Source organism: Halomonas sp. McH1-25, from assembly GCF_022348165.1.
GTDB lineage: Bacteria > Pseudomonadota > Gammaproteobacteria > Pseudomonadales > Halomonadaceae > Modicisalibacter.
Genome location: NZ_JAKRFI010000008.1, coordinates 12,636 through 31,561, shown reverse-complemented (window position 1 = coordinate 31,561; position 18,926 = coordinate 12,636). Strand labels below are relative to the sequence as shown.

The 18,926-nt window shown below is 63.5% G+C and carries 19 protein-coding genes; 4 read left to right on the top strand and 15 right to left on the bottom strand.

What is annotated here, in order from left to right; translation table 11 throughout:
• Positions 1-52 precede the first annotated feature (52 nt).
• Positions 53-637 (bottom strand): hypothetical protein, encoded by a 585-nt coding sequence (locus MHM84_RS17455; protein WP_239267619.1) that lies wholly within the window; start codon positions 635-637, stop codon positions 53-55.
• A gap of 96 nt (positions 638-733) precedes the next feature.
• Positions 734-1,093 carry a hypothetical protein gene (locus MHM84_RS17450; RefSeq protein ID WP_239267617.1) on the bottom strand — a complete coding sequence of 120 codons (360 nt, stop codon included), beginning with the start codon at positions 1,091-1,093 and terminating at the stop codon, positions 734-736.
• Between the two features lie 161 nt (positions 1,094-1,254).
• On the opposite strand from MHM84_RS17450, the gene MHM84_RS17445 reads away from it, so the two are divergent.
• Entirely contained in the window at positions 1,255-1,542 is a 288-nt protein-coding gene (locus MHM84_RS17445) for a DUF4235 domain-containing protein (RefSeq protein ID WP_239267615.1), read from the top strand.
• Between the two features lie 24 nt (positions 1,543-1,566).
• Here MHM84_RS17445 and MHM84_RS17440 read toward each other — a convergent pair whose 3' ends face one another.
• Together MHM84_RS17440 and MHM84_RS17435 are read right to left on the bottom strand one after the other, a co-directional pair.
• Positions 1,567-2,583, bottom strand: coding sequence for an asparaginase domain-containing protein (locus MHM84_RS17440; RefSeq protein ID WP_239267613.1), 1,017 nt, complete (start codon positions 2,581-2,583; stop codon positions 1,567-1,569).
• A gap of 184 nt (positions 2,584-2,767) precedes the next feature.
• Positions 2,768-4,240 (bottom strand): alanine/glycine:cation symporter family protein, encoded by a 1,473-nt coding sequence (locus tag MHM84_RS17435; RefSeq protein ID WP_239267612.1) that lies wholly within the window; start codon positions 4,238-4,240, stop codon positions 2,768-2,770.
• Positions 4,241-4,408: 168 nt separating this feature from the next.
• Here MHM84_RS17435 and MHM84_RS17430 point away from each other — a divergent pair, with 168 nt between their 5' ends.
• A complete protein-coding gene (locus MHM84_RS17430; RefSeq protein ID WP_239267611.1) occupies positions 4,409-5,212 on the top strand; it encodes a helix-turn-helix transcriptional regulator in 804 nt (267 codons plus the stop codon).
• Between the two features lie 16 nt (positions 5,213-5,228).
• On the opposite strand, the gene MHM84_RS17425 is transcribed toward MHM84_RS17430, so the two are convergent.
• Complete coding sequence (locus tag MHM84_RS17425) at positions 5,229-6,626, bottom strand: SLC13 family permease (protein ID WP_239267610.1); 1,398 nt, start codon at positions 6,624-6,626, stop codon at positions 5,229-5,231.
• Positions 6,627-6,765: 139 nt separating this feature from the next.
• Between MHM84_RS17425 and MHM84_RS17420 the strand changes: the two genes are divergently transcribed.
• A complete protein-coding gene (locus MHM84_RS17420) occupies positions 6,766-7,692 on the top strand; it encodes a D-2-hydroxyacid dehydrogenase family protein (RefSeq protein ID WP_239267609.1) in 927 nt (308 codons plus the stop codon).
• Positions 7,693-7,710: 18 nt separating this feature from the next.
• Here the strand turns inward: MHM84_RS17420 and MHM84_RS17415 are convergent, their stop codons facing one another.
• The 5 genes from MHM84_RS17415 to MHM84_RS17395 form a co-directional block, all read right to left on the bottom strand.
• A complete protein-coding gene (locus tag MHM84_RS17415) occupies positions 7,711-8,571 on the bottom strand; it encodes an EamA family transporter (RefSeq protein WP_239267608.1) in 861 nt (286 codons plus the stop codon).
• Positions 8,572-8,859: 288 nt separating this feature from the next.
• Entirely contained in the window at positions 8,860-9,924 is a 1,065-nt protein-coding gene (fba, locus tag MHM84_RS17410) for a class II fructose-bisphosphate aldolase (RefSeq protein WP_239267607.1), read from the bottom strand.
• 85 nt (positions 9,925-10,009) lie between these two features.
• Positions 10,010-11,173 (bottom strand): phosphoglycerate kinase, encoded by a 1,164-nt coding sequence (locus tag MHM84_RS17405; protein WP_239267606.1) that lies wholly within the window; start codon positions 11,171-11,173, stop codon positions 10,010-10,012.
• Positions 11,174-11,206: 33 nt separating this feature from the next.
• Positions 11,207-12,265 (bottom strand): glyceraldehyde 3-phosphate dehydrogenase NAD-binding domain-containing protein, encoded by a 1,059-nt coding sequence (locus MHM84_RS17400; protein WP_239267605.1) that lies wholly within the window; start codon positions 12,263-12,265, stop codon positions 11,207-11,209.
• A gap of 97 nt (positions 12,266-12,362) precedes the next feature.
• On the bottom strand, positions 12,363-13,337 hold the full coding sequence (locus MHM84_RS17395; protein ID WP_239267604.1) for an MDR family oxidoreductase: 975 nt from the start codon (positions 13,335-13,337) through the stop codon (positions 12,363-12,365).
• 246 nt (positions 13,338-13,583) lie between these two features.
• Between MHM84_RS17395 and MHM84_RS17390 the strand changes: the two genes are divergently transcribed.
• Entirely contained in the window at positions 13,584-13,955 is a 372-nt protein-coding gene (locus MHM84_RS17390) for a diacylglycerol kinase (RefSeq protein WP_239267603.1), read from the top strand.
• A gap of 42 nt (positions 13,956-13,997) precedes the next feature.
• Here MHM84_RS17390 and MHM84_RS17385 read toward each other — a convergent pair whose 3' ends face one another.
• From MHM84_RS17385 to MHM84_RS17365, 5 genes are all read right to left on the bottom strand, one after another.
• The gene (locus MHM84_RS17385) at positions 13,998-14,591 is read right to left on the bottom strand and encodes a nucleotidyltransferase family protein (RefSeq protein WP_239267602.1); all 594 of its coding nucleotides are present in this window, start codon (positions 14,589-14,591) and stop codon (positions 13,998-14,000) included.
• On the bottom strand, positions 14,588-15,559 hold the full coding sequence (locus tag MHM84_RS17380; protein ID WP_239267601.1) for an XdhC family protein: 972 nt from the start codon (positions 15,557-15,559) through the stop codon (positions 14,588-14,590). The genes MHM84_RS17385 and MHM84_RS17380 overlap by 4 nt, the downstream gene beginning before the upstream one ends.
• Positions 15,560-15,794: 235 nt before the next feature.
• Positions 15,795-16,931 carry a mannitol dehydrogenase gene (locus MHM84_RS17375; protein ID WP_239267600.1) on the bottom strand — a complete coding sequence of 379 codons (1,137 nt, stop codon included), beginning with the start codon at positions 16,929-16,931 and terminating at the stop codon, positions 15,795-15,797.
• Positions 16,932-16,945: 14 nt separating this feature from the next.
• Positions 16,946-17,977, bottom strand: coding sequence for a zinc-binding alcohol dehydrogenase family protein (locus tag MHM84_RS17370; protein WP_239267599.1), 1,032 nt, complete (start codon positions 17,975-17,977; stop codon positions 16,946-16,948).
• Positions 17,978-18,013: 36 nt separating this feature from the next.
• Entirely contained in the window at positions 18,014-18,760 is a 747-nt protein-coding gene (locus tag MHM84_RS17365; protein ID WP_239267598.1) for an SDR family oxidoreductase, read from the bottom strand.
• Positions 18,761-18,926 lie beyond the last annotated feature (166 nt).

The following is an 18,926-nucleotide window of genomic DNA, read 5'->3' as shown; positions in this document are numbered from 1 at the left end:
GGGAACGTGTCGGACGACGCTGATGCCCGACACGTTGGGGCGCGATCAGCCCTCAGGTATCGTAATCCGCGCCTTCGACGTCCTCGGTGCGGTCGTGAACCTCCTGGCCCCGGCTGGCCGGTTCCTCACCTTCGCTGGGGGCGATCTCCATGGCGGGTTCTTCGCTGCGTTGCCCTTCGGTGATCGGTTCGCCCTCGGGCGAGACCAGGAACCAGCGACCCCCCAGGTTGCTGATGTTCTGGCCGAGCGCGTCGCCGGCCTGCTTGTCACCCTGGAAGTAGTACAGCGGCCAGCCGGCATAGGTGACCTGTTGGGTGCCTCCCTCGCGCTGGATGGTCCCGAGCTTGTCTTCGCTGATTCCTTCGCCGGCTTCGGGCGGCAGTGAGGTGGTATAGGGAGGCCAGGCGTTGGCACAGGCATCGAGACAGGTACTCGGGCCACCCTGGGTATCCTGATCGAACAGGTACAGGCTCATGCCCTCTTGATCGGTCAGATAGGTGCCGTAGGGTGCCTGCTCTATGGAACGGACCATACTCGCGTCGGCGTTCTCCTGGGCCTGGCCGGTGGCGGAAAACACCCCTAGGCCAGCAGCCAGTAGCATGGCGAAGGTATTGCGATATATCGACTGGGATCTCATGCCGCTCTCTCCTTGGCGAAGCAGTGCCTGACTTCACTGTAGAAAGATCGAACATGTCCTACCAAGACGCAGATCAAGAAGAATGCGGAATCGATCTTACCGGCGCCGGGAAAGCCGACGCGAGTTGGCCATGGTCCGGCGATGCAGCGGCAACAGGGCGCTGCGGCTGGTTACCCACCAGGGCGCATAAGTGCCGGCAGCCATGTTGAACATGGCCTTTTGCAGCGCCAGGCCGATCTCCATGCTCGCCTCGAGCTTTTCGGTCACCATGCGCTGGTTTTCCTTGATCATGTTTGCGCTGTGCGGCGCCTGGGTGCACCAGAGCTGGTTACGCATGGCGATGGTCGCCAGCGAGGTCGTCCATAGCTCGAACGACATGACCCCGACTTTCCAGATATCGAAAAAAGCCGCTGGTGAGAAAGTGGAGAGAGGGGAATTGTGCGATGTCTGGCGCATGGTGAGGCTCCTGTCGCAAGGGATGCTGGAGTGAAACGGCGAGAATACGCCACCATTGATAGGCTAGTTTTTGCTGCGCTGCAATAACCTAGGTTTCGACATGATGACTGACACGCGTCTACGCTGACGTAGTGTGACGTTTGCTCAATTAGGAATTAATCATGCGCGAGGACAGACTCTGGTCATTGCTCAGTACGGGTGTCGCGGTTGCCGCCGGCGTGACGGCACGCAAATGTGCCGTGAAAGCCTATGAGCGTCAGTTGGGCAAGCCGCCCATGAACCCCGACGATCCCGATGTGAAATGGCGTGATGCCCTGGTGTGGGGCGCGGCGACCGGGATGCTGGCGGGCGTGGCACGTGTTGTCGGACGGCGTGCCGGCCAGGAAGCCGTGCGTCGGGCCCGCGGGGCGAGCCGGGCCCGCAAGGTACTGGACAAGCTGGAGCCTTGACTCGGCATTGCAGGAGCTGTCAGCTCAACCTGGGGTAATATCGCCACGGTCCGGACACAGGAAGGCCACCTTTAGAGCTTCCCCGGTCACGCCACGTCCTAGCAGTACGTGAAGCTTGCTGATCGCGGCCTCGGGCGTCATGTCCTGCCCGCCGGTCACCCCGGCAGCCGTCAATGCCCCTCCCGTTGCGTACGTCCCTTGGATGACATGGCCCTGCAGGCACTGCGTCAGGTTGAAGATGGCGACACCGCGTCGGCTAGCCTCATGCAGTGCCGGGACGAGCCGGCCCTCGAGTCCCGGTGGGTTGCCGGCTCCGTAAGTGGACAATACGAGCGCCTTCAGCCCGGCGTGCTCCAGCACATTATCAAGCAGTGTCGCAGAGAGACCGGGATGCACCGTGAATAGTGCTACCGCATCAGCAATGAAACCCACCGGCGTGAAATCGGGCGCGGCGCCTGCTGGCAGACCTCGAGAAGTGAAGCGCAACTGGATTCCGGCCTCGCCAAGCCAAGGGGCATTGGGCGAGTCGAAAGCGGCCATGCCTTGGCTATGCACCTTGCGGGCGCGGTTGCCACGCAACAGGCGCTGATGGAAAACGATCCCCACCTCACGTGGCACATCAGGGTGCACCGCCATTTGCAACGCCGTGACCAGGTTGTCCAATGCATCGCTGCGGGGCTCGCCGAGAGGAATCTGGGCGCCTGTCAGCAGCACGGGTTTATCCAGCGCGCCGAGCATGAACGACAGCGCCGAGGCGGTATAGGCCATCGTGTCCGTGCCGTGCAATACGATGAAGCCATCATAGGCCGGCCAGTGCACGGCCAGCCGAGCGACCAGGCGATTCCAGTCGTTCGGCGCCAGGTCGGCACTATCGATCAATGGATGCAATTCTTCCAGGTCGTAGTCAGGCAATGATCGCCGGGCATCGGCGACGAGGTGCGTGGCGAGTCGCTCGGCAAAGTCTTGCGCAGGCACGTAGCCATGCGCAGACGCCTGCATGCCGATAGTGCCGCCGGTATGTAGCACAAGCACACGCGTCATGGGCAAACTCCCACCGAGAGGCTCGGCATGCACACATTATCAGGCAGTGAAGGCGCCACCGGGTTTTTGCCAGCTGTCAGGCCTGTTTCTGTCACTGTATTCATGTCGGCGTTCGCTTTTTCAGGGAAGCAGCGTAGCGGAGCCCCGTGCACGGGGCTCCGCTGGAGGGGGCGGGCAAGTCGCCTCAGAACGAGGGGACATCCGGTGCATTGCCGAGTCGGCGATGCAACCGGTCACGATCTTCCGGCTCGAGTTCCCAGGAGGCTGGATCCAGGTTCATGTCAGGATGCTGGTTGGCATCGAAGACCGGATGGTCGATGCCGTCACGAATCTGGTTGTCGAAGTCCTTGAGGATGCGCAGGCCCTGCTTGAACAGCAGAATCAGCGCGATGAGGTTGACCACCGCCAACAGGCCCATGGTGACATCGGCAAAGCCGAAGACCGTGCCCAGATCCGTGGTCGCACCCCAGCACACCAGCAATACGATGGCGACACGAAACGCATTGAACAGGTTCTGGTTGTTGCGGCTGAAGAAGTTCAGGCTGTTCTCGCCCAGATAATAGTTGTAGAGAATGGTACTGAAAGCGAACAGTAGCAGTGCGACGCTGACGAAGGCACGGCCCCACTCACCAACGTGGTCGGCCAATGCGGCCTGGGTCAGGGCAATACCCTCGACACTGCCGCCGGCAGCCGGATCGTAGATGCCACTGAGCAGGATCAGGAACGCGGTCGCGGAGCAGATGACCACGGTGTCGATAAACACCGAGAAGGCCTGGACCACGCCCTGGTTGGCGGGGTGCGGCACGTAGGCGACTGCAGCCACGTTGGGAGCGCTGCCCAGCCCGGCCTCGTTGGAGAACAGGCCGCGCTTGAGGCCCATCATGATGGCGGCGCCGATACCGCCGGCCACGGCAGGCTCCAGGCCAAACGCGCTCTTGACGATCAGCACGAAAACCTCGGGCAATTTCTCGATATTGAGACCCAACACCAGCAGGGCGATCAGCAGGTAGCCGCCGGCCATGATGGGTACCAGCACTTCGGAAATCCGCGCGATGCGCTTGATCCCGCCGAAGATGATCAGGCCGACGACCATGGCCAGCGCAATGCCGCTGTAAAGGACCGGGACACCGAAGGCATCGCTGAAGGAGGTGGACACGGCATAGGATTGCAGGGCAGTGAAACTGAAGCCGAAGGTCAGCAACAGCAGCAGCGAATAGAGGCCAGCCAGCCAGGCCCAGCGTTTGCCCAGTCCTTTGACGATGTAATAGGCCGGGCCGCCACGGTAGGTACCGTCGCCGACGGCCTGCTTGTAGGTCTGCGCCAGGGTGCACTCGAGGAAGCTGGTGGCCATGCCCATCAGGCCGACCACCCACATCCAGAATACCGCGCCGGGGCCGCCCAACGTGATCGCCACGGCAACGCCGGCGATATTGCCGCCACCGACGCGACCGGCGACTGATAGGACCAGAGCCTGGAAGGAGCTGAGATGGCCGTACTTGTCCTTGCGAAAGGCCTCGCTGGCGCCAAGGATACGGAACATGCGACCGAAATAGCGAAACTGGACGAAACGTGAAGCCAGCGAGAAGCCAACTCCCACTGCAACCAATAGTACGAGGAGGACCTTGCCCCAGAGCAGGTCATTGAGAAAATCGAGCATGCAGATGCCTCCGCTGTTGTGTTGTTGGTAGCGCGGAGAACATTTAACCAGTTGGAACCGGATGCGGAATTTGGCGCTGCGCTGCACTCTGGTGCATTATGCGCGGCATCGACTGCACCAGACTGCACCACCTGCCTGACAGAACGACAGGCTTTGGGAACGACAACCATGCACGACGATTTCGCCGCCAACCTGCGCCTGCTTTGTAGCTACTACCCTTCCATTGCCGATGTCTGCCGGCGACTGTCGATCAACCGTGCCCAGTTCAACCGCTATCTCAGCGGGCGCTATCGGCCGCGCAATGTTGCGCTGCGACAGATCTGCACCTTTTTCGGCGTGAAGGAAGACGAGTTGGCGATGCCGCACGAGACCTTCCAGACATTGGTGCAGGCAGGGCGCAAGGCGGCAGTGCCCGCTGGCGAGCCGGCCTGGCCTGCAGCGCTCTGGGCACGCGGCAGCGAGGGAATGGAGCGCTATCTTGGACGCTACTTCGAGTATTACCGCTCGATGGCGCAGCCGGGCAAACTATTGCGCACACTGGTGTTTCTCGAGTCCCGCGGCGACGGCATCGTCTATCAGCGTACCGAGCGCCTCCACCCCCATCCCGGTGGGCGTCCCTGCCACAACCGCTACGAAGGGGTTGCGCTAAAGCTCGCCGAACGCATCTTCCTCATCGATCACGAAACCATCAATGGGCACGAACTCACCCAGACCATCCTGTTTCCCAGCTTTCAAAGCCGCGTATCGCGATTGTCCGGGCTCAAGCTGGGCGTTGCCGACAATAGCGAGCGTATGCCCTGTTGCGTACGGGTGATTTACGAGCGCCTCGATGCACAAATGACCCTGCGCCAAGCGCTCTGCCAGTGTGGCCTGCTGGAGGTAGACGATCCGGCGCTGGACCCGTTACTGCTCGAAGCGGTGTACAACGATACTGCTCCGGGTGAGCATCATTTTCGCGCTCGCTTTTTATAGGAAAGCTCGGACGTCTTCAGAGCCAGCCCGACACTTGCCACCACAGGTAATCGAGCGGCCAGAGCAGGATTATGCTCGCTGCTGCCATGATCAAGCAGACCCGTGTTGCTTCGCGAAGCGACAGCTTGGCCATGAGGATCCCGACGATGAGTGGGGGCGCCTGATAAGGCAGCAGCACGGTCGAGAAGCCCACGGCCTGGGTCATGTAGATGGCGTCTGCCGACCAGCCGGTGATATTGGCCAGTTCCGGGGCCAATGGGGTCAGGACGGCCGGCACACCAGGAAGCGTGATCAATGTGCCCAGGGCGGTGGCCAGGCCCGAGAGCATGCCGAATATCTGCCAGTCGGCTGCCGTCGATAACGGCAACAGCGTCAGCACGCCTTCGGCGATCCGATCGCCCAGACCGCTGTCATGGGCCAGTGCGCCCAGGCTGACGATACCGGCGACATACACAAACGGCTCGAAATTCAACGACTGCATCGGCTTGTCGGGCATCAGCCCGGTACCGGGAAACAGACAGGCGAGGGCGGCGAGCATGCCGATCCAGGCCGGAGAAATTCCGTGCCAGCTATCCGTGAACCACAACACGACGGCGATGCCCAGCAGCAACGCCAGGGCACGTTCATGCCATCCCAGCGAGGCGCTATCGGGGGTGGGCCGGGAAAGGGGAGTCGGATCGCTATCGGGATAGAGTTTCAGCAATAGTCCCGTCAGGAGTATCGCCTTGAGCAGGCCGAGCACGGGGAAGTGCAGCAGCAGATAGCCGCTGTAGGTCGGCGGCTCGCCGAGAACGGCTTCGGCCGCCCCCATCAGCACAGTGTTGGGCACGTTGGCAGGCAGGATGGCATAGGTGGGCAGAAAGGTACCCATGATCCCGCCCAGGACGATGCCGGTGCGTCCCTGGCGGCCGGCTGCGTAGCCGAGATGATCGGCCAGCGTGATCAGGATCGGCACCATCAGCACGATGCGTCCCATGCCCGACGGCATGACGAACGCCATCAACACCCCCAGCGTTACCACGCCGACGATCGCCGTGGTGTACGACGACGAGAGCCGGGGCCCTACCCGGTTGGCCAGGTGGTTGCCCAGTCCGGTGTGATGGATGGCCCCACCGATCACCAGCCCCGAGAACACCAGCCAGGTCGCCGCCGAGGCGAAGCCTTCGAACACCGTACCGGCCGGGGCGACACCGGCGACCGTACACAGCGTGAAGAACACGAATGCCGTCAGCCACTGGGGGAGCCAGCCCGTGGCCCACAGTGCGATGGAAAGCGCAATGATAACGCTGGCCCGCCATAGCATAGGCTCTGCCGGACCCAACAGCAGGTAGCCCAGAACGGCGAGAATGGCGGCCAGACAGACACCGTGACGCAGCGTTAGCGAAGGATGAAGAGACGGGGAAGAGGAAACCATGCTATGTCCTACGCATCGAAAGGTGGGCTCGGCGAAACGGCAAGGGCCCGAAGTGTAGCAGGCAAATCATCCGACTCGTACTGTGTCGTAGGCAGTCAGCGTTTTCCCCGTCCCGTTACCCCACTTCATGAGGTTCGCCATGAAAATTGCCATTCTCGACGATTACCAGGATGCGGTACGTACATTGAACGCTTTCACCCGTCTCGCCGGGCATGAGGTGCTGGTCTTCAACGACACCTGCCGTGACCCGCAGGCGTTGGCCGAGCGGCTGGTCGGCGTCGAGGGGTTGGTACTGATTCGCGAGCGCACGCGCATCGACGAAGCGCTGCTGTCGCGCCTGCCCGACCTGAAGGTAATCAGCCAGACCGGCGGCGGCGCTGCCCATATCGACAGGCAGGCCTGCGAGCGGCACGGCGTGCAGGTCGTCACCGGGTCCGGACTGCCGCACGCCGCTGCGGAGCTGACCTGGGCGCTGGTGCTGGCGACGGCGCGTCATCTGCCCCAGGAGGTCGAGAACCTCAAGGCCGGCCATTGGCAGCGCACGCTGGGGACCGCCCTGCATGGCCGCACGCTGGGCATCTTCGGGTTGGGGCGGATCGGTAGCCTGGTGGCCCGCTATGGGCAGGCGTTCGGCATGCGGGTGCTGGTGTGGGGCCGCGAGGGCTCGCAGGAGCGGGCGCGCGCCGCCGGGCTCGAAGTGGCCGCCAGCCAGCGCGACCTGTTCGAACGCGCCGACGTGTTGTGCCTGCACCTGCGCCTCAACGACGATACGCGCGGCATCGTCGGCGCCGAGGATCTGGCGGCGATGTCGCCCGATGCCATGCTGATCAATACCAGCCGTGCCGAGCTGATCGGCCCTGGCATGCTGGAAGCAGCGCTACGTCATGGGCGGCCGGGGCGTGCCGGAATCGATGTCTTCGAGCAGGAGCCGTTGCTCGCGCACCCCATGCTGGATTTGCCCAACCTCGTTGCCACACCGCATCTGGGCTACGTGGAGAAGGATACCTACGAGCGCTATTTCTCCGATGCCTTCGACAACCTGCTGGCGTTCGATACGTCCCGCTGAATCGCATGACGAGGATGCTCAAGCCTGGCGTGTGCTGAGGTAGGTCACGGTCAGCAGGATGAGCGCCATGCCTATACCTTGGGCCAGATTCAATGTCTCGCCGAGGATCACGACGCCGAACAGGGATGCCGTGGCGGGTTCCACCATGGCAACGATCGAGGCAATCGTGGGCGAGGTGCGGCGCAGCCCGTAAAGGTAGAAAAGGAACGAAATGCCGGTGCCGAACAGCCCCAGCAGAATGAACCAGCCGATATCGCTGGATACGGCGGCCTTGGCCGCCTGTCGGTAATCGATGAACGGAAGCAGCACCACGACGAACGTCAACAGGACGATATTCAGTGCCAGATGAGGCTGTCCGAACAACGAGGCATGCTTGAAACCGAAAATGAACACGGCATAGGCCAGCCCGGCCCCGATCCCGGCGGCGACGCCGGCAAGGGATAGGCTGGATGCCTCGGTGCCAAGCACGCCGGTCAGCAGGACGGTCCCGGCCATGACCAGCAGGATGCACAGCCATTTGGTGACTGTCTGGCGTTCGAGCCCGGCGATGAAAGACACCAGATAGACATAGATCGGTGCGGTGTACATCAATGTGGCCGCCACCGCGACATTGATGTGCTGAATGGCAAGGAAGTAGAGCGAGATATTGCCGGCGATGCCCAGGCCGGCAAGCACCGACCAGGCAGTCAGGGCGCGATTGCCTTGCCAGCGACGCTTCGGCTGCAGCAGCAGCCAGACGAACGGCAAGACGAAACCGATGGCTCCCTGGTAGAAAGCCGCCACCAGCGGATCCCAGCCCCGCTCGATGAGGATGCCGGCCAGGCCGCCACCGATGCCCCACAGAAAGGCGGCGGCAATGATCCATAAACTTCCCGTCACGGACTCCTCCCTGAGTCGTTGCATGACCCCGAAGGATAGCCACAAAAAAGGCCTTTCCCAGGGAAAAGCCTTGAGACTACTGACAAAGTGCTGTTCCTGATCGTGGCAGGCTTTTGCGAAGGCGCTATGAACCCATCCATGGGCGCTACATTCGGCATCCATGCCGAATGACCTTCGCGCCAGCCTGCCCCGATCCTGCTCATTAGCATTCGCGGTCCAACTGGACCGGGTTTGTCATCAACCTGAGGGCCTTTCCCGGGGGAAAGACCTTCTTGAGGACGGGGCGTCTCAGTTCACCTGCGGGTCCAGTTCGCCGCGCGCGTAGCGCTCAAACATGGCATCCAGGCTGAGCGGCTTGATCCGGCTGGCATTGCCGGCGGTGCCGAAGGCTTCGTAGCGGGCGATACACAGATCGCGCATCGCGCTGACCGATTCCTTGAGATACTTGCGCGGGTCGAACTCGGCCGGATTGTGGGCCAGGAAGCGGCGAATGGCGCCGGTGGAGGCCAGGCGCAGGTCGGTGTCGATGTTGACCTTGCGCACGCCGTGCCTGATGCCCTCGACGATTTCCTCGACCGGCACGCCGTAGGTTTCGGGAATCTTGCCACCGAATTCGTTGATGATTTCCAGCCACTCCTGCGGCACCGAGGAGGAGCCGTGCATGACCAGGTGGGTATTGGGGATACGCTCGTGGATCTGCTTGATGCGCGAGATCGACAGCGTGTCGCCGGTGGGCGGCTTGGTGAACTTGTAGGCGCCGTGACTGGTGCCGATGGCGATGGCCAGGGCGTCGACCTGGGTCTTGTTGACGAAGTCGGCGGCCTCTTCCGGATCGGTGAGCATCTGCTCGTGGGAAAGCTTGCCCTCGGCGCCGATACCGTCTTCCTCGCCGGCCATGCCGGTTTCGAGGCTACCCAGGCAGCCCAGCTCGCCTTCCACCGAGACGCCGCAGGCATGCGCCATCTCGACGGCGCGCCGGGTCACGTCGACGTTGTATTCGTAACTGGTCGGCGTCTTGCCGTCCTCACCCAGCGAGCCGTCCATCATCACCGAGGAGAAGCCGAGCTGGATGGAGCGCTGGCACACGGCGGGGCTGGTGCCGTGGTCCTGATGCATGACCACCGGAATGTGCGGAAACTCCTCGACCGCGGCGAGAATCAGGTGGCGCAGGAAGGGCGCACCGGCGTACTTGCGGGCACCGGCGGAGGCCTGGACGATGACCGGCGAGTCGGTCCTGTCGGCGGCTTCCATGATGGCGCGCATCTGTTCGAGATTGTTGACGTTGAAGGCGGGGACGCCATAACCGTATTCGGCGGCGTGGTCGAGCAATTGACGCAGGCTGATCAGGGCCATGTGTTTCTGCTTTCCTGAATTGAATAGCCGGACTCGGTCTCGTGACCGACGTCCGGCAGACGCTAGGGTTGGCTGTCCCTGTATTTTACTTCGCGGCCGCCTCCAATGCAGCCACGGCGGGAAGTTCCTTGCCCTCGACGTATTCGAGGAAGGCACCACCCCCGGTGGAAATGTACGAGACCTTGTCCTCGATGCCGTACTTGTCGATGGCGGCCAAGGTGTCGCCGCCGCCGGCGATGGAGAAGCCGTTGCTCTCGGCGATGGCCTTGGACAATGCCTCGGTGCCTTTGCCGAACTGGTCGATCTCGAACACGCCAACCGGACCGTTCCACAGGATGGTACCGGCATTCTTGAGCAGCCCGCCGAAGAGCGATGCCGTCTCGGGGCCGATATCGAGGATCATCTCGTTGTCCTGGACCTCGTCGACCGGCTTGATCACGGCATCGGCGGACTCGGAGAATTCAGTGGCAACGACCACGTCGGTAGGCAGCGGGATCTCGACCTTGGCCATCAGTTCCTTGGCTTGATCGACCAGGTCGGCTTCATACAGCGACTTACCGACGTTGTAACCGGACGCAGCAATGAAGGTGTTGGCGATGCCGCCACCGACGATCAACTGGTCGCACTTCTCGGACAGTGCGTTGAGCACCTCGAGCTTGGTCGAGACCTTGGAGCCGCCGACGATGGCCACCATCGGCCGCTCGGGTGTGGCCAGGGCCTTCTCCAGCGCCTCGAGCTCCTTGGCCAGCAGCGGGCCGGCGCAGGCGTCGGGGGCGAAGCGGGCCACGCCGTGGGTCGAGGCCTGGGCGCGGTGGGCCGTGCCGAAGGCGTCCATCACGTAGACGTCGCAGAGCTTGGCGTAGGCCTGGGCCAGCGCCTCGTCGTCCTTCTTCTCACCCTCGTTGAAGCGCACGTTCTCGAGCAGCACCACCTCACCGGCGATCAGGTCGAGGGAGACATCGAGATAGTTCTTGACCAGGCGTACCGGCTTGTCCAGCAGTCCACTCAGGTGCTCGGCTACCGGCGCCAGGGAGAATTCCTCGGCCGGCTCGCCCTCGGTGGGGCGGCCCAGGTGGCTCATCAGCAGCACCTTGGCGCCGGCATCCAGCGCCGCCTGGATGGTCGGCAGGCAGGCACGAATGCGGGCATCGCTGGTGACGCGTCCTTGCTTGACCGGCACATTGAGATCTTCGCGGATCAGTACACGCTTTCCAGCGAGGTCCAGGTCGGTCATCTTGCGCACGTTCATGTGGCTCGTTCCTCTTTTCGTTGCAAACCGGCGTTACGTTTCAAAGCGGTGCTGGCGCAGGGCGGGTTCGCTGGGGGCCTCGAAACCTGCCAGGCGCTCGGCGATGTCGAGCATGCGGTTGGCGAAGCCCCATTCGTTGTCGAACCAGCTCAGCATCTTGATCAGGTGGCCGCCGGCCACGCGGGTCTGGGTGGCGTCCACGATACCCGAGCGCGGGTCGTGGTTGAAGTCGACCGAGGCCATGGGCTCTTCAGTGTAGCCAAGCCGGCCGGCCAGGCGGGTCTGGCTGGCGTCGCGCAGCAGCGCATTGACTTCGGCGGCATCGGTGCGCCGGCGAACGGAAATCGCCATGTCCATGGCCGAGACGTTGATGGTCGGCACACGCACGTGCAGGCATTCGAAACGTCCGGCCAGGGCCGGCATCAGACGCTCGATGCCACGTGCCAATCCGGTGTCGACGGGAATGATCGACTGCATGGCCGAGCGTGTCAGGCGCAGGTCGGCCTTGTGGTAGGCGTCGATCACCGGCTGGTCGTTCATCGCCGAATGAATGGTCGTGGTCACGCCGTGCTCGATGCCCAATGCCTCGTCGAGCACGGTGAGAATCGGGATCAGGCAATTTGTCGTGCACGAGGCCGAGGAAATGACCCGCATGTCGGGCTGCAGTGTGTGTTCATTGATGCCCCCGACGATGGTGGCGTCGACGTCCGCCTCGGCCGGCTGCGAGAACAGCAGACGCTTGGCCCCGGCGGTCAGGTGGCGCTCGGCAGTGGCGCGATCCTTGAAACTGCCCGAGCATTCCAAAACCAGGTCGATGTCCAGTTCGGCCCAGGGCAGGCGGTCGGGGTCGGCCTCGGACAGAATGCGGATGGGCTGGCCATCGATGAGCAGTTCGCCGCCTCGCGTGTCGACGTGGCCGGGAAAACGCCCATGCGTGGTGTCGTAACGGGTCAAGTAGGCGATGGTGGCGAGGTCGGACAGCTCATTGATCGCTACGACCTGCAGGCCCGCCTGGGCGCGCCGTTCGACGAGGGCGCGCAATACACATTGGCCGATACGGCCATAACCGTTGATGGCAATACGCAGGGGCATGGCTGGCGAACCCGATCCATTAAGAGCGCAAGGCGTTGATTCTAGCGCAAAGCCAGGGTGAGTTACCAAGGCGCGCCAACCTGCCCTTGTGAAAGCGTTACTTGTGCGGGTCGACCAGCACGCGTCCGTAGGTCTTGCCGGCCATCATCGCCTCGGCGACGTCGCTGACCTGGTCGAGGCCGATCTCGTCGACATGCATCTTCGCGAACAGTCCGTTGGGCAGCGCTGCCAGGCGCTGCCAGGCAACCCGACGCTGCTTGAAGGGAATCATCACGCTGTCGGTGCCCAACAACGAGACGCCACGCAGGATGAACGGCATCACCGTGGTCGGCAGGTCGGCGCCGCCGGCCAGGCCGACCGCCGCGACACGGCCGTGATAATCCATCTGGGCGAGGATATTGGCCAGCACCTTGCCGCCGATGCTGTCCACCGCCCCGGCCCAGCGGCCTTTCTCCAGCGCACGGGTATCGGACTCGAACTCGGCGCGGTCGTGAATTTCCGTCGCCCCGAGCGTCTTGAGCCACTGACTCTGGTCGGGCTTGCCGGTGACGGCATGCACCTCGTAATCGAGATGGGCCAACATCTGCACGGCCCAACTGCCCACGCCCCCGGTCGCCCCGGTGACCAGCACCTTGCTGCCTGCCGGCAGGCCGGCCTGTTCCAGGCGAATCACGCTGAGCATCGCAGTCAGTCCGGCAGTGCCCAGTTGCATGGCCTCACGGGTGGTCAGCGGGTCGGGGCAGGGCACCAGCCAGCCGGCATCGACGCGCATGGTCTCGGCATAGCCGCCCCAGTAGCGCTCGCCCACGCCCCAGCCGGTAAGGATCACGCGGTCGCCGCGGCCATAGCGGTCGTCGCTCGACTCGCGTACGACACCGGCAAAATCCACGCCCGGCACCATCGGATAGTCGCGTACGATCTTGCCCTTGCCGGTGACCGCCATGGCATCCTTGTAATTCAGATCGGAATACTCGATATCGACGGTGACTGCGCGGTTCGGCAACTGGTCGTCGTCGATGTCCTCGACCTGACAGCGCGGCTGCTGATCACGGACCATCAAGACACGGGGCATGGCATTCTCCTGGCGTTGATGCGACGGATGGTCAATCGATGCGTAAAACGATGCTTCAGCCTAGTCTCTGAGGCGCACTACGGGCAACGCGACCATGGTCCCTGAGGCTGTCTCGCTACGCTGCAGGCCTGAATGAAACCGACAGGATGAAACTTTCCCGTTTGCGGCTGCATGTAGGATAACGTCTGGAATGGCATTGCTTTTTCTTTGAATATTGTCGATTCGGCACATCACGAGAGCCTGCGCATGAAACCGAGCCACACCGGCTGGAACCACCTGAAGCATTCGACCCGTTATTCCTACAAGGGGCTCAAGGCCGCCTTTCTCAATGAGGCGGCCTTCCGTCAGGAGCTGGGCATCTGCGCCCTGTTGCTGCCCTTCGCCTGGTGGATCGGCGAGACGCCGGTGGAATGGATCCTGCTGGTCGGCAGCTGCGTGTTCGTGCTGATCGTCGAGTTGCTCAACAGCGCGGTGGAAACCGTGGTCGATCGCATTGGCCCCGAGCATCATGTGCTGTCCGGGCGTGCCAAGGACATCGGCTCGGCGGCGGTCATGCTGTCGTTGATCATGGCCGGGCTAACCTGGGGATTGTTGCTCTGGGAAAGAGTACACGGTTAGACAATGGCTGCGCTCGCCGACTTTTCGATGAACATTCGCACCTCAACAATCAAGGTCGGCGGGAACGTCGATATCAAGCAGGATGCCGGGATCGTCCACGTCGATGTAACGGCAGGCCGCAGCATGAGCGCTCAATACGTCACGGGCACCCCGGTCGCCACGTAGACGGGCCATGTCGGGCCAGAAGTCGCATCCGAACAGGACCGGATGGCCTGGTTGGCCGGCATGACGGGGGCGCACGATACGTTCGGGGCTGGCTCTTTCCTTCAATGCCTGGCATGTCGCCGGCTGTATCCACGGCATGTCGCCGAGCATCACGGCGACGGCAGTGGCGTTGACCTGCGCCTCGATCAGCGCCCTGGCGCCAGCGCCCAGGCTCGTACCCAGGCCAATCGCGTCACCGGGTGCCTGCACCACGGTGCAGTCTGGATCGATGCCCAGCTCGGCTGGCTGCTCGCTCTGGCGAAGGACCACCCAGACCTCCTCGAAGCAGCGCATGGCCAAGCCCAGGGTGGCCGCCAGAAGGGGGCGGCCATCATCCAGACGGGCCCGACGCTTGTCGGTGCCGAAGCGCCGGGAGTGGCCAGCGGCGAGCACCAGCGCAATGACGCGAGTCGGTGCGGGTGGGCCGCTCATAGCGCATCCCGGGGCCGACCGCGCTGCACACGCAGGATATCGGCCATGACCGCCATGGCGATTTCCGCCGGGGTCTTGCTGCCCAGGTCCAGGCCGATCGGCATGCGAATCCTGGCAATCTCGTCGTCGCTCAGCCCGCCGGAGCGCGCGAGTCGTTCGGCGCGCTGCTCGGAGGTTTTCTTCGAGCCCATCACGCCGATGTAGAACGCCGGGGTGCGCACCGCCTCGATCATGGCCAGGTCGTCGATACGCGGATCATGGGTCAACGCCACGACCGCCGTGGCGGCATGGCAGGCACCGGAGGCGATGAACAGGGCCGGCATCGCGTTCTGCACCTCGACACCCGGCACGTCGAAGCCGGCCCGAGCCTCGGCGCGCGGGTCGCAGACGATCACCTCGAAGCCCAGCGTACGGGCGAAATCGGCACAGACCGCGGCGACCGGCGAGATGCCCGCAACGATCAGGCGCAGCGACGGACCGACACGCACCCTGACGCTCTGGGCATCGCGCTCCACACGCGGTCCCTGGGCATCGCCCTCGACGAAATGCGCCCGGCCGTCCTCGAGCAGCACACGGCGGATCAGTGGCCGGCGGCCGAGCAGGGTGGCATGCAGGACTTCCAGGTGCAGCAGGTTGCTGTCGCTGGGTTCCAGCCGCTCGATCAGGACATCGAGAATCCCGCCGCAGGGCAGCGCCACCTGTGGACCATCGGCATCGTTGTTGCCGTAGCGGATGACCTCGACGGGCTGGGAAAAGGTGCCGTCACGCAACTGCGCCAGAAAGTCCTCCTCGACGCAGCCCCCCGACAGCGAGCCGACGTGGCTGCCGTCGCCGCGTGCCACCAGCATCGAGCCGGGTTCGCGCGGCGACGAACCGAAGGTGGCGAGCACCGTGCATAGCCAGACGGTCTCGCCGGCATTCGCCCAGCGCATGGCCCGTTCGATGACTTGTAGATCCAGATGCTGCATGTGCCCCTCCTTGGCAGAACATCACATTAAGCTCTGTTTGAAAAATCGGCGAGCGATAACCAGACAAGGCAAAAATTGACGAAAGACGGACCGGGCTCGCGCTCGAGTTTACATGGGTAAATGAGCATCTTGAGTCGATTTTTAACGCCGTATGGTTGAGCGCAGGCATTTTTCAGATAGAGCGTAGCTTGGCGCGGGCTTGACCAAGCCACAAGAGGCGCAGCAACCCCAAATTCTATGACCAGTCGTCGTCGCTGGCCTGCATGGCGTCGTGGAGGCCGGGTGTGGCGATGCCGGCAGGCTCGGCCAGGTCGATGACCGGCTGGATTCGCCGCTGGCATTTCATGGCGTGGTTCTGGGCAATATCGGCGAGCCGATGATCGAGATAGGGGTTGGCAAAGCGCTCGAAGACCTCGTCGCGATAACGTACCAGCGACTCACGCTCCAGACGTGTCGCCAGTGCCGGAATCACTTCCTCGTCGATGACCCGTTTCAGATCGTGGTACAGGGCAGGGTCGGCCATTGCTTCGCGAACGAACGTCAGTGGCGTGTCGCGCCCCGCCTGCTGCCAGCGATGCACCAGATAGGTATGCGACAGGTTGAGCAGGTGCAGCTTGCGCATCGCGAACGGCGTCAGGTCGTCGACCTGGATCACGTCGGGATGTCGGCAGGGCAGGGTCAGGCCGGGCTGTTCCTCGATGGCCCATAAAGCATAGGGCTCGGCAAGCGCTCCCACCGGTTCGAGCGCCGCCGAGACGATCCGGTCCACCAGGGTGTTGGCCCATAGGCATTCGGTCTCGAGCCAGTCGAGGAAAGCCGCATCGTCGGGGTAGTCGCGTCGGGCCAGGTCGACCACCAGGGCCTTGAGACGCTGGCCGTTGTCGGTGACCAGTTCGCAGGGCAGCAGGATCAGGCCCGCGCTGCCCTCGGCGTGGCGGGCCTTGAGCAGCTTGGTGAGTTTGCCCGGGAAGCTTGCGGGCACCGGGGCAAGGCTGCTGTCGTCACCGACTACATAGCCGGCATCCGCCGTATTCGAGACGACATGGGTGGCATGGGCCACGAAGTGGCGCTCCAGCGTGTGCCACTCCTCGTCGGCAATCACGGCGTCGGCCACGCTGTCGACGGTCCATTGCTCGTCGATGTCCCGACCGTCGCGACGCCCGCGCAGGTGCAGCGGGTAGGTGCGTTGTGTGGCCAGGGCGCGGGCCTTGCGCTTGCCTTCCTCTCGGGAGGAGGTCTGAACCACTAAAATACGTTGATCGCTGTGCCCGGCCGCCAACGAGACGCTGACGAAGGCAGCCACGTGCCCCAGCAGAAATCGGCTGGTACCGAACTGGACGATGGACGCCTGGGCAGAAAGCTGTCTGGTCATGCTTGGCGTCTCTCTCAGTCGGGATGGGTGTCGCAGGTCACCATGGCCTTGATCACGCCGGTGGCGGGGTCGCACCACTGCGGCATTAGCGCTGGCACCTCGGCCAGCGGGCCGCGATGAGTGATCATCGCCGTGGGCCGTAGGTCGCCGCTCTCGATGAGCCGGGTGACGGTCTCGAAGTCCTCGCGGGTGGCATTGCGACTGCCGAGCAGGGTGAGTTCCTTCTTGTGGAAGTCAGGGTCGCTGAAGGTAATGTCGGCCTTGACGATGCTGACCAGTACGTAACGCGCCCCATGTCCGGCCAGATCGAAGCCGCGATTCATGGCGGCGGGGTTGCCGGTGGCGTCGAACACGACGTCCGCCAGAGCGCCGTCGTTGTGACGCGCGATACTGGCTTCCAGATCGTCGTCGATGGCATGCAGTACGTCGTCCGCACCGAAGGTGTCGCGACAGAAGGCCAGGCGGTCGCGGTTGGTGTCCACTATCACGGTGCGGGCTCCCCGGGCCTTGGCGATCTGCAGGATGCCCAGGCCGATCGGCCCGGCGCCGACGATGACCGCCAGTTCGCCCGGCTGGATGGCGCTGCGCCGGATGGCATGCGCACCGATGGCCAGGCACTCTACCAGCGCGAGCTGGTCCGGCGAGAGGCGTGGCGAGGTCACCAGGTGATCGACGGGCACGCTGAGATAATCCGCCATGCCACCGTCGCGGTGCACGCCGATGACCTGGATGGCCTGGCAGCAGTTGGTCTTGCCCTGGCGGCAGGCCCGGCATTCGCCGCAATGCAGGTAGGGGATGACGTAGGCGCTCTGGCCGACCAGTTCGGCGTCGACGCCCTCGCCGACGGCGGCGATATCGCCGGCGAGTTCGTGGCCCAGCACTCGCGGATAGTCGAAGTAGGGCTGGTTGCCGCCGAAGGCATGAATGTCGGTGCCGCAGATGCCGATCCGACGAATCCGCAGCAGGGCCTCGCCGGGCGCGCAGGTCGGTTCGGGCACGTCACTCAGCGTCATTTGCTGCGGTTGGGTACAGACTACGGTTTGCATGGTGCCGAGTCTCCTCGATTGTCGTGCTGGCGAAGGTCAGTTGGCCCAGCCGCCGTCGATCAACTGGCAGGTGCCGGTGATGAAGGCCGATTCGTCGGAGGCCAGGAAGGCCGCCAGGGCGGCGATCTCCTCGGGACGGCCGAGGCGGCCCATCGGCTGGCGATCGATGAACTCCTGATAGACCGTCTCCTTGGCGCGCCCCTGTTGACGGGCCTGGGCCTCGATCCGTTCGTGCAGCGATGGCGACTCCACGGTGCCCGGACAGATGGCGTTGCAGCGGATGCCTTGGGTCATGAAATCGGTGGCCACCGACTTGGTCAGGCCGATCACGGCGGCCTTGGTGGTGCCATAGGCGAAGCGGTTGGGCACGCCCTTGATGCTGGACGCCAGCGACGCCATGTTGATGATGCTGCCTCCGCCGCGCTGGAGCATGCCCGGCAGGAAGATCTGGATCATGTCGAACATCGAGGTCACGTTGAGAGCATGACTGCGCTGCCAACTCTCGCGGTCGCAGTCGAGGATCGTGCCGCCGGGTACCATCCCCGCACAGTTGAAGAGAATGTCCAGGTCGTCGGTTTCGTCGGCCAGGCGTTCGATGGCATGACGATCGGTCACGTCGAGCGGAGCGATATCGCATCCCGAGCCTTCCAGGCTCTCGAGCAGGCGAGGGTCGATGTCGGTAGCGATCACCCGGGCGCCTTCGGCGACAAAGCGTTCGACCGTGGCGCGGCCAATGCCTTGCCCGGCAGCGGTGACCAGAGCCGTCTTGTTGTTGAGTCTCATGGTGTGGCGAACCCCTGCAGAACGTCATCGATAGTGGTCGACCTTTCATACAATACGAAACGCAGACCATTGGCTGAATAACTATGGATGCCGCACGCACCAGGCGGCAAGATTCTCGGGGTGAACTTTGGTCGTGCGGCCGCCCCTTCTTCCGCCATGGCCCGTT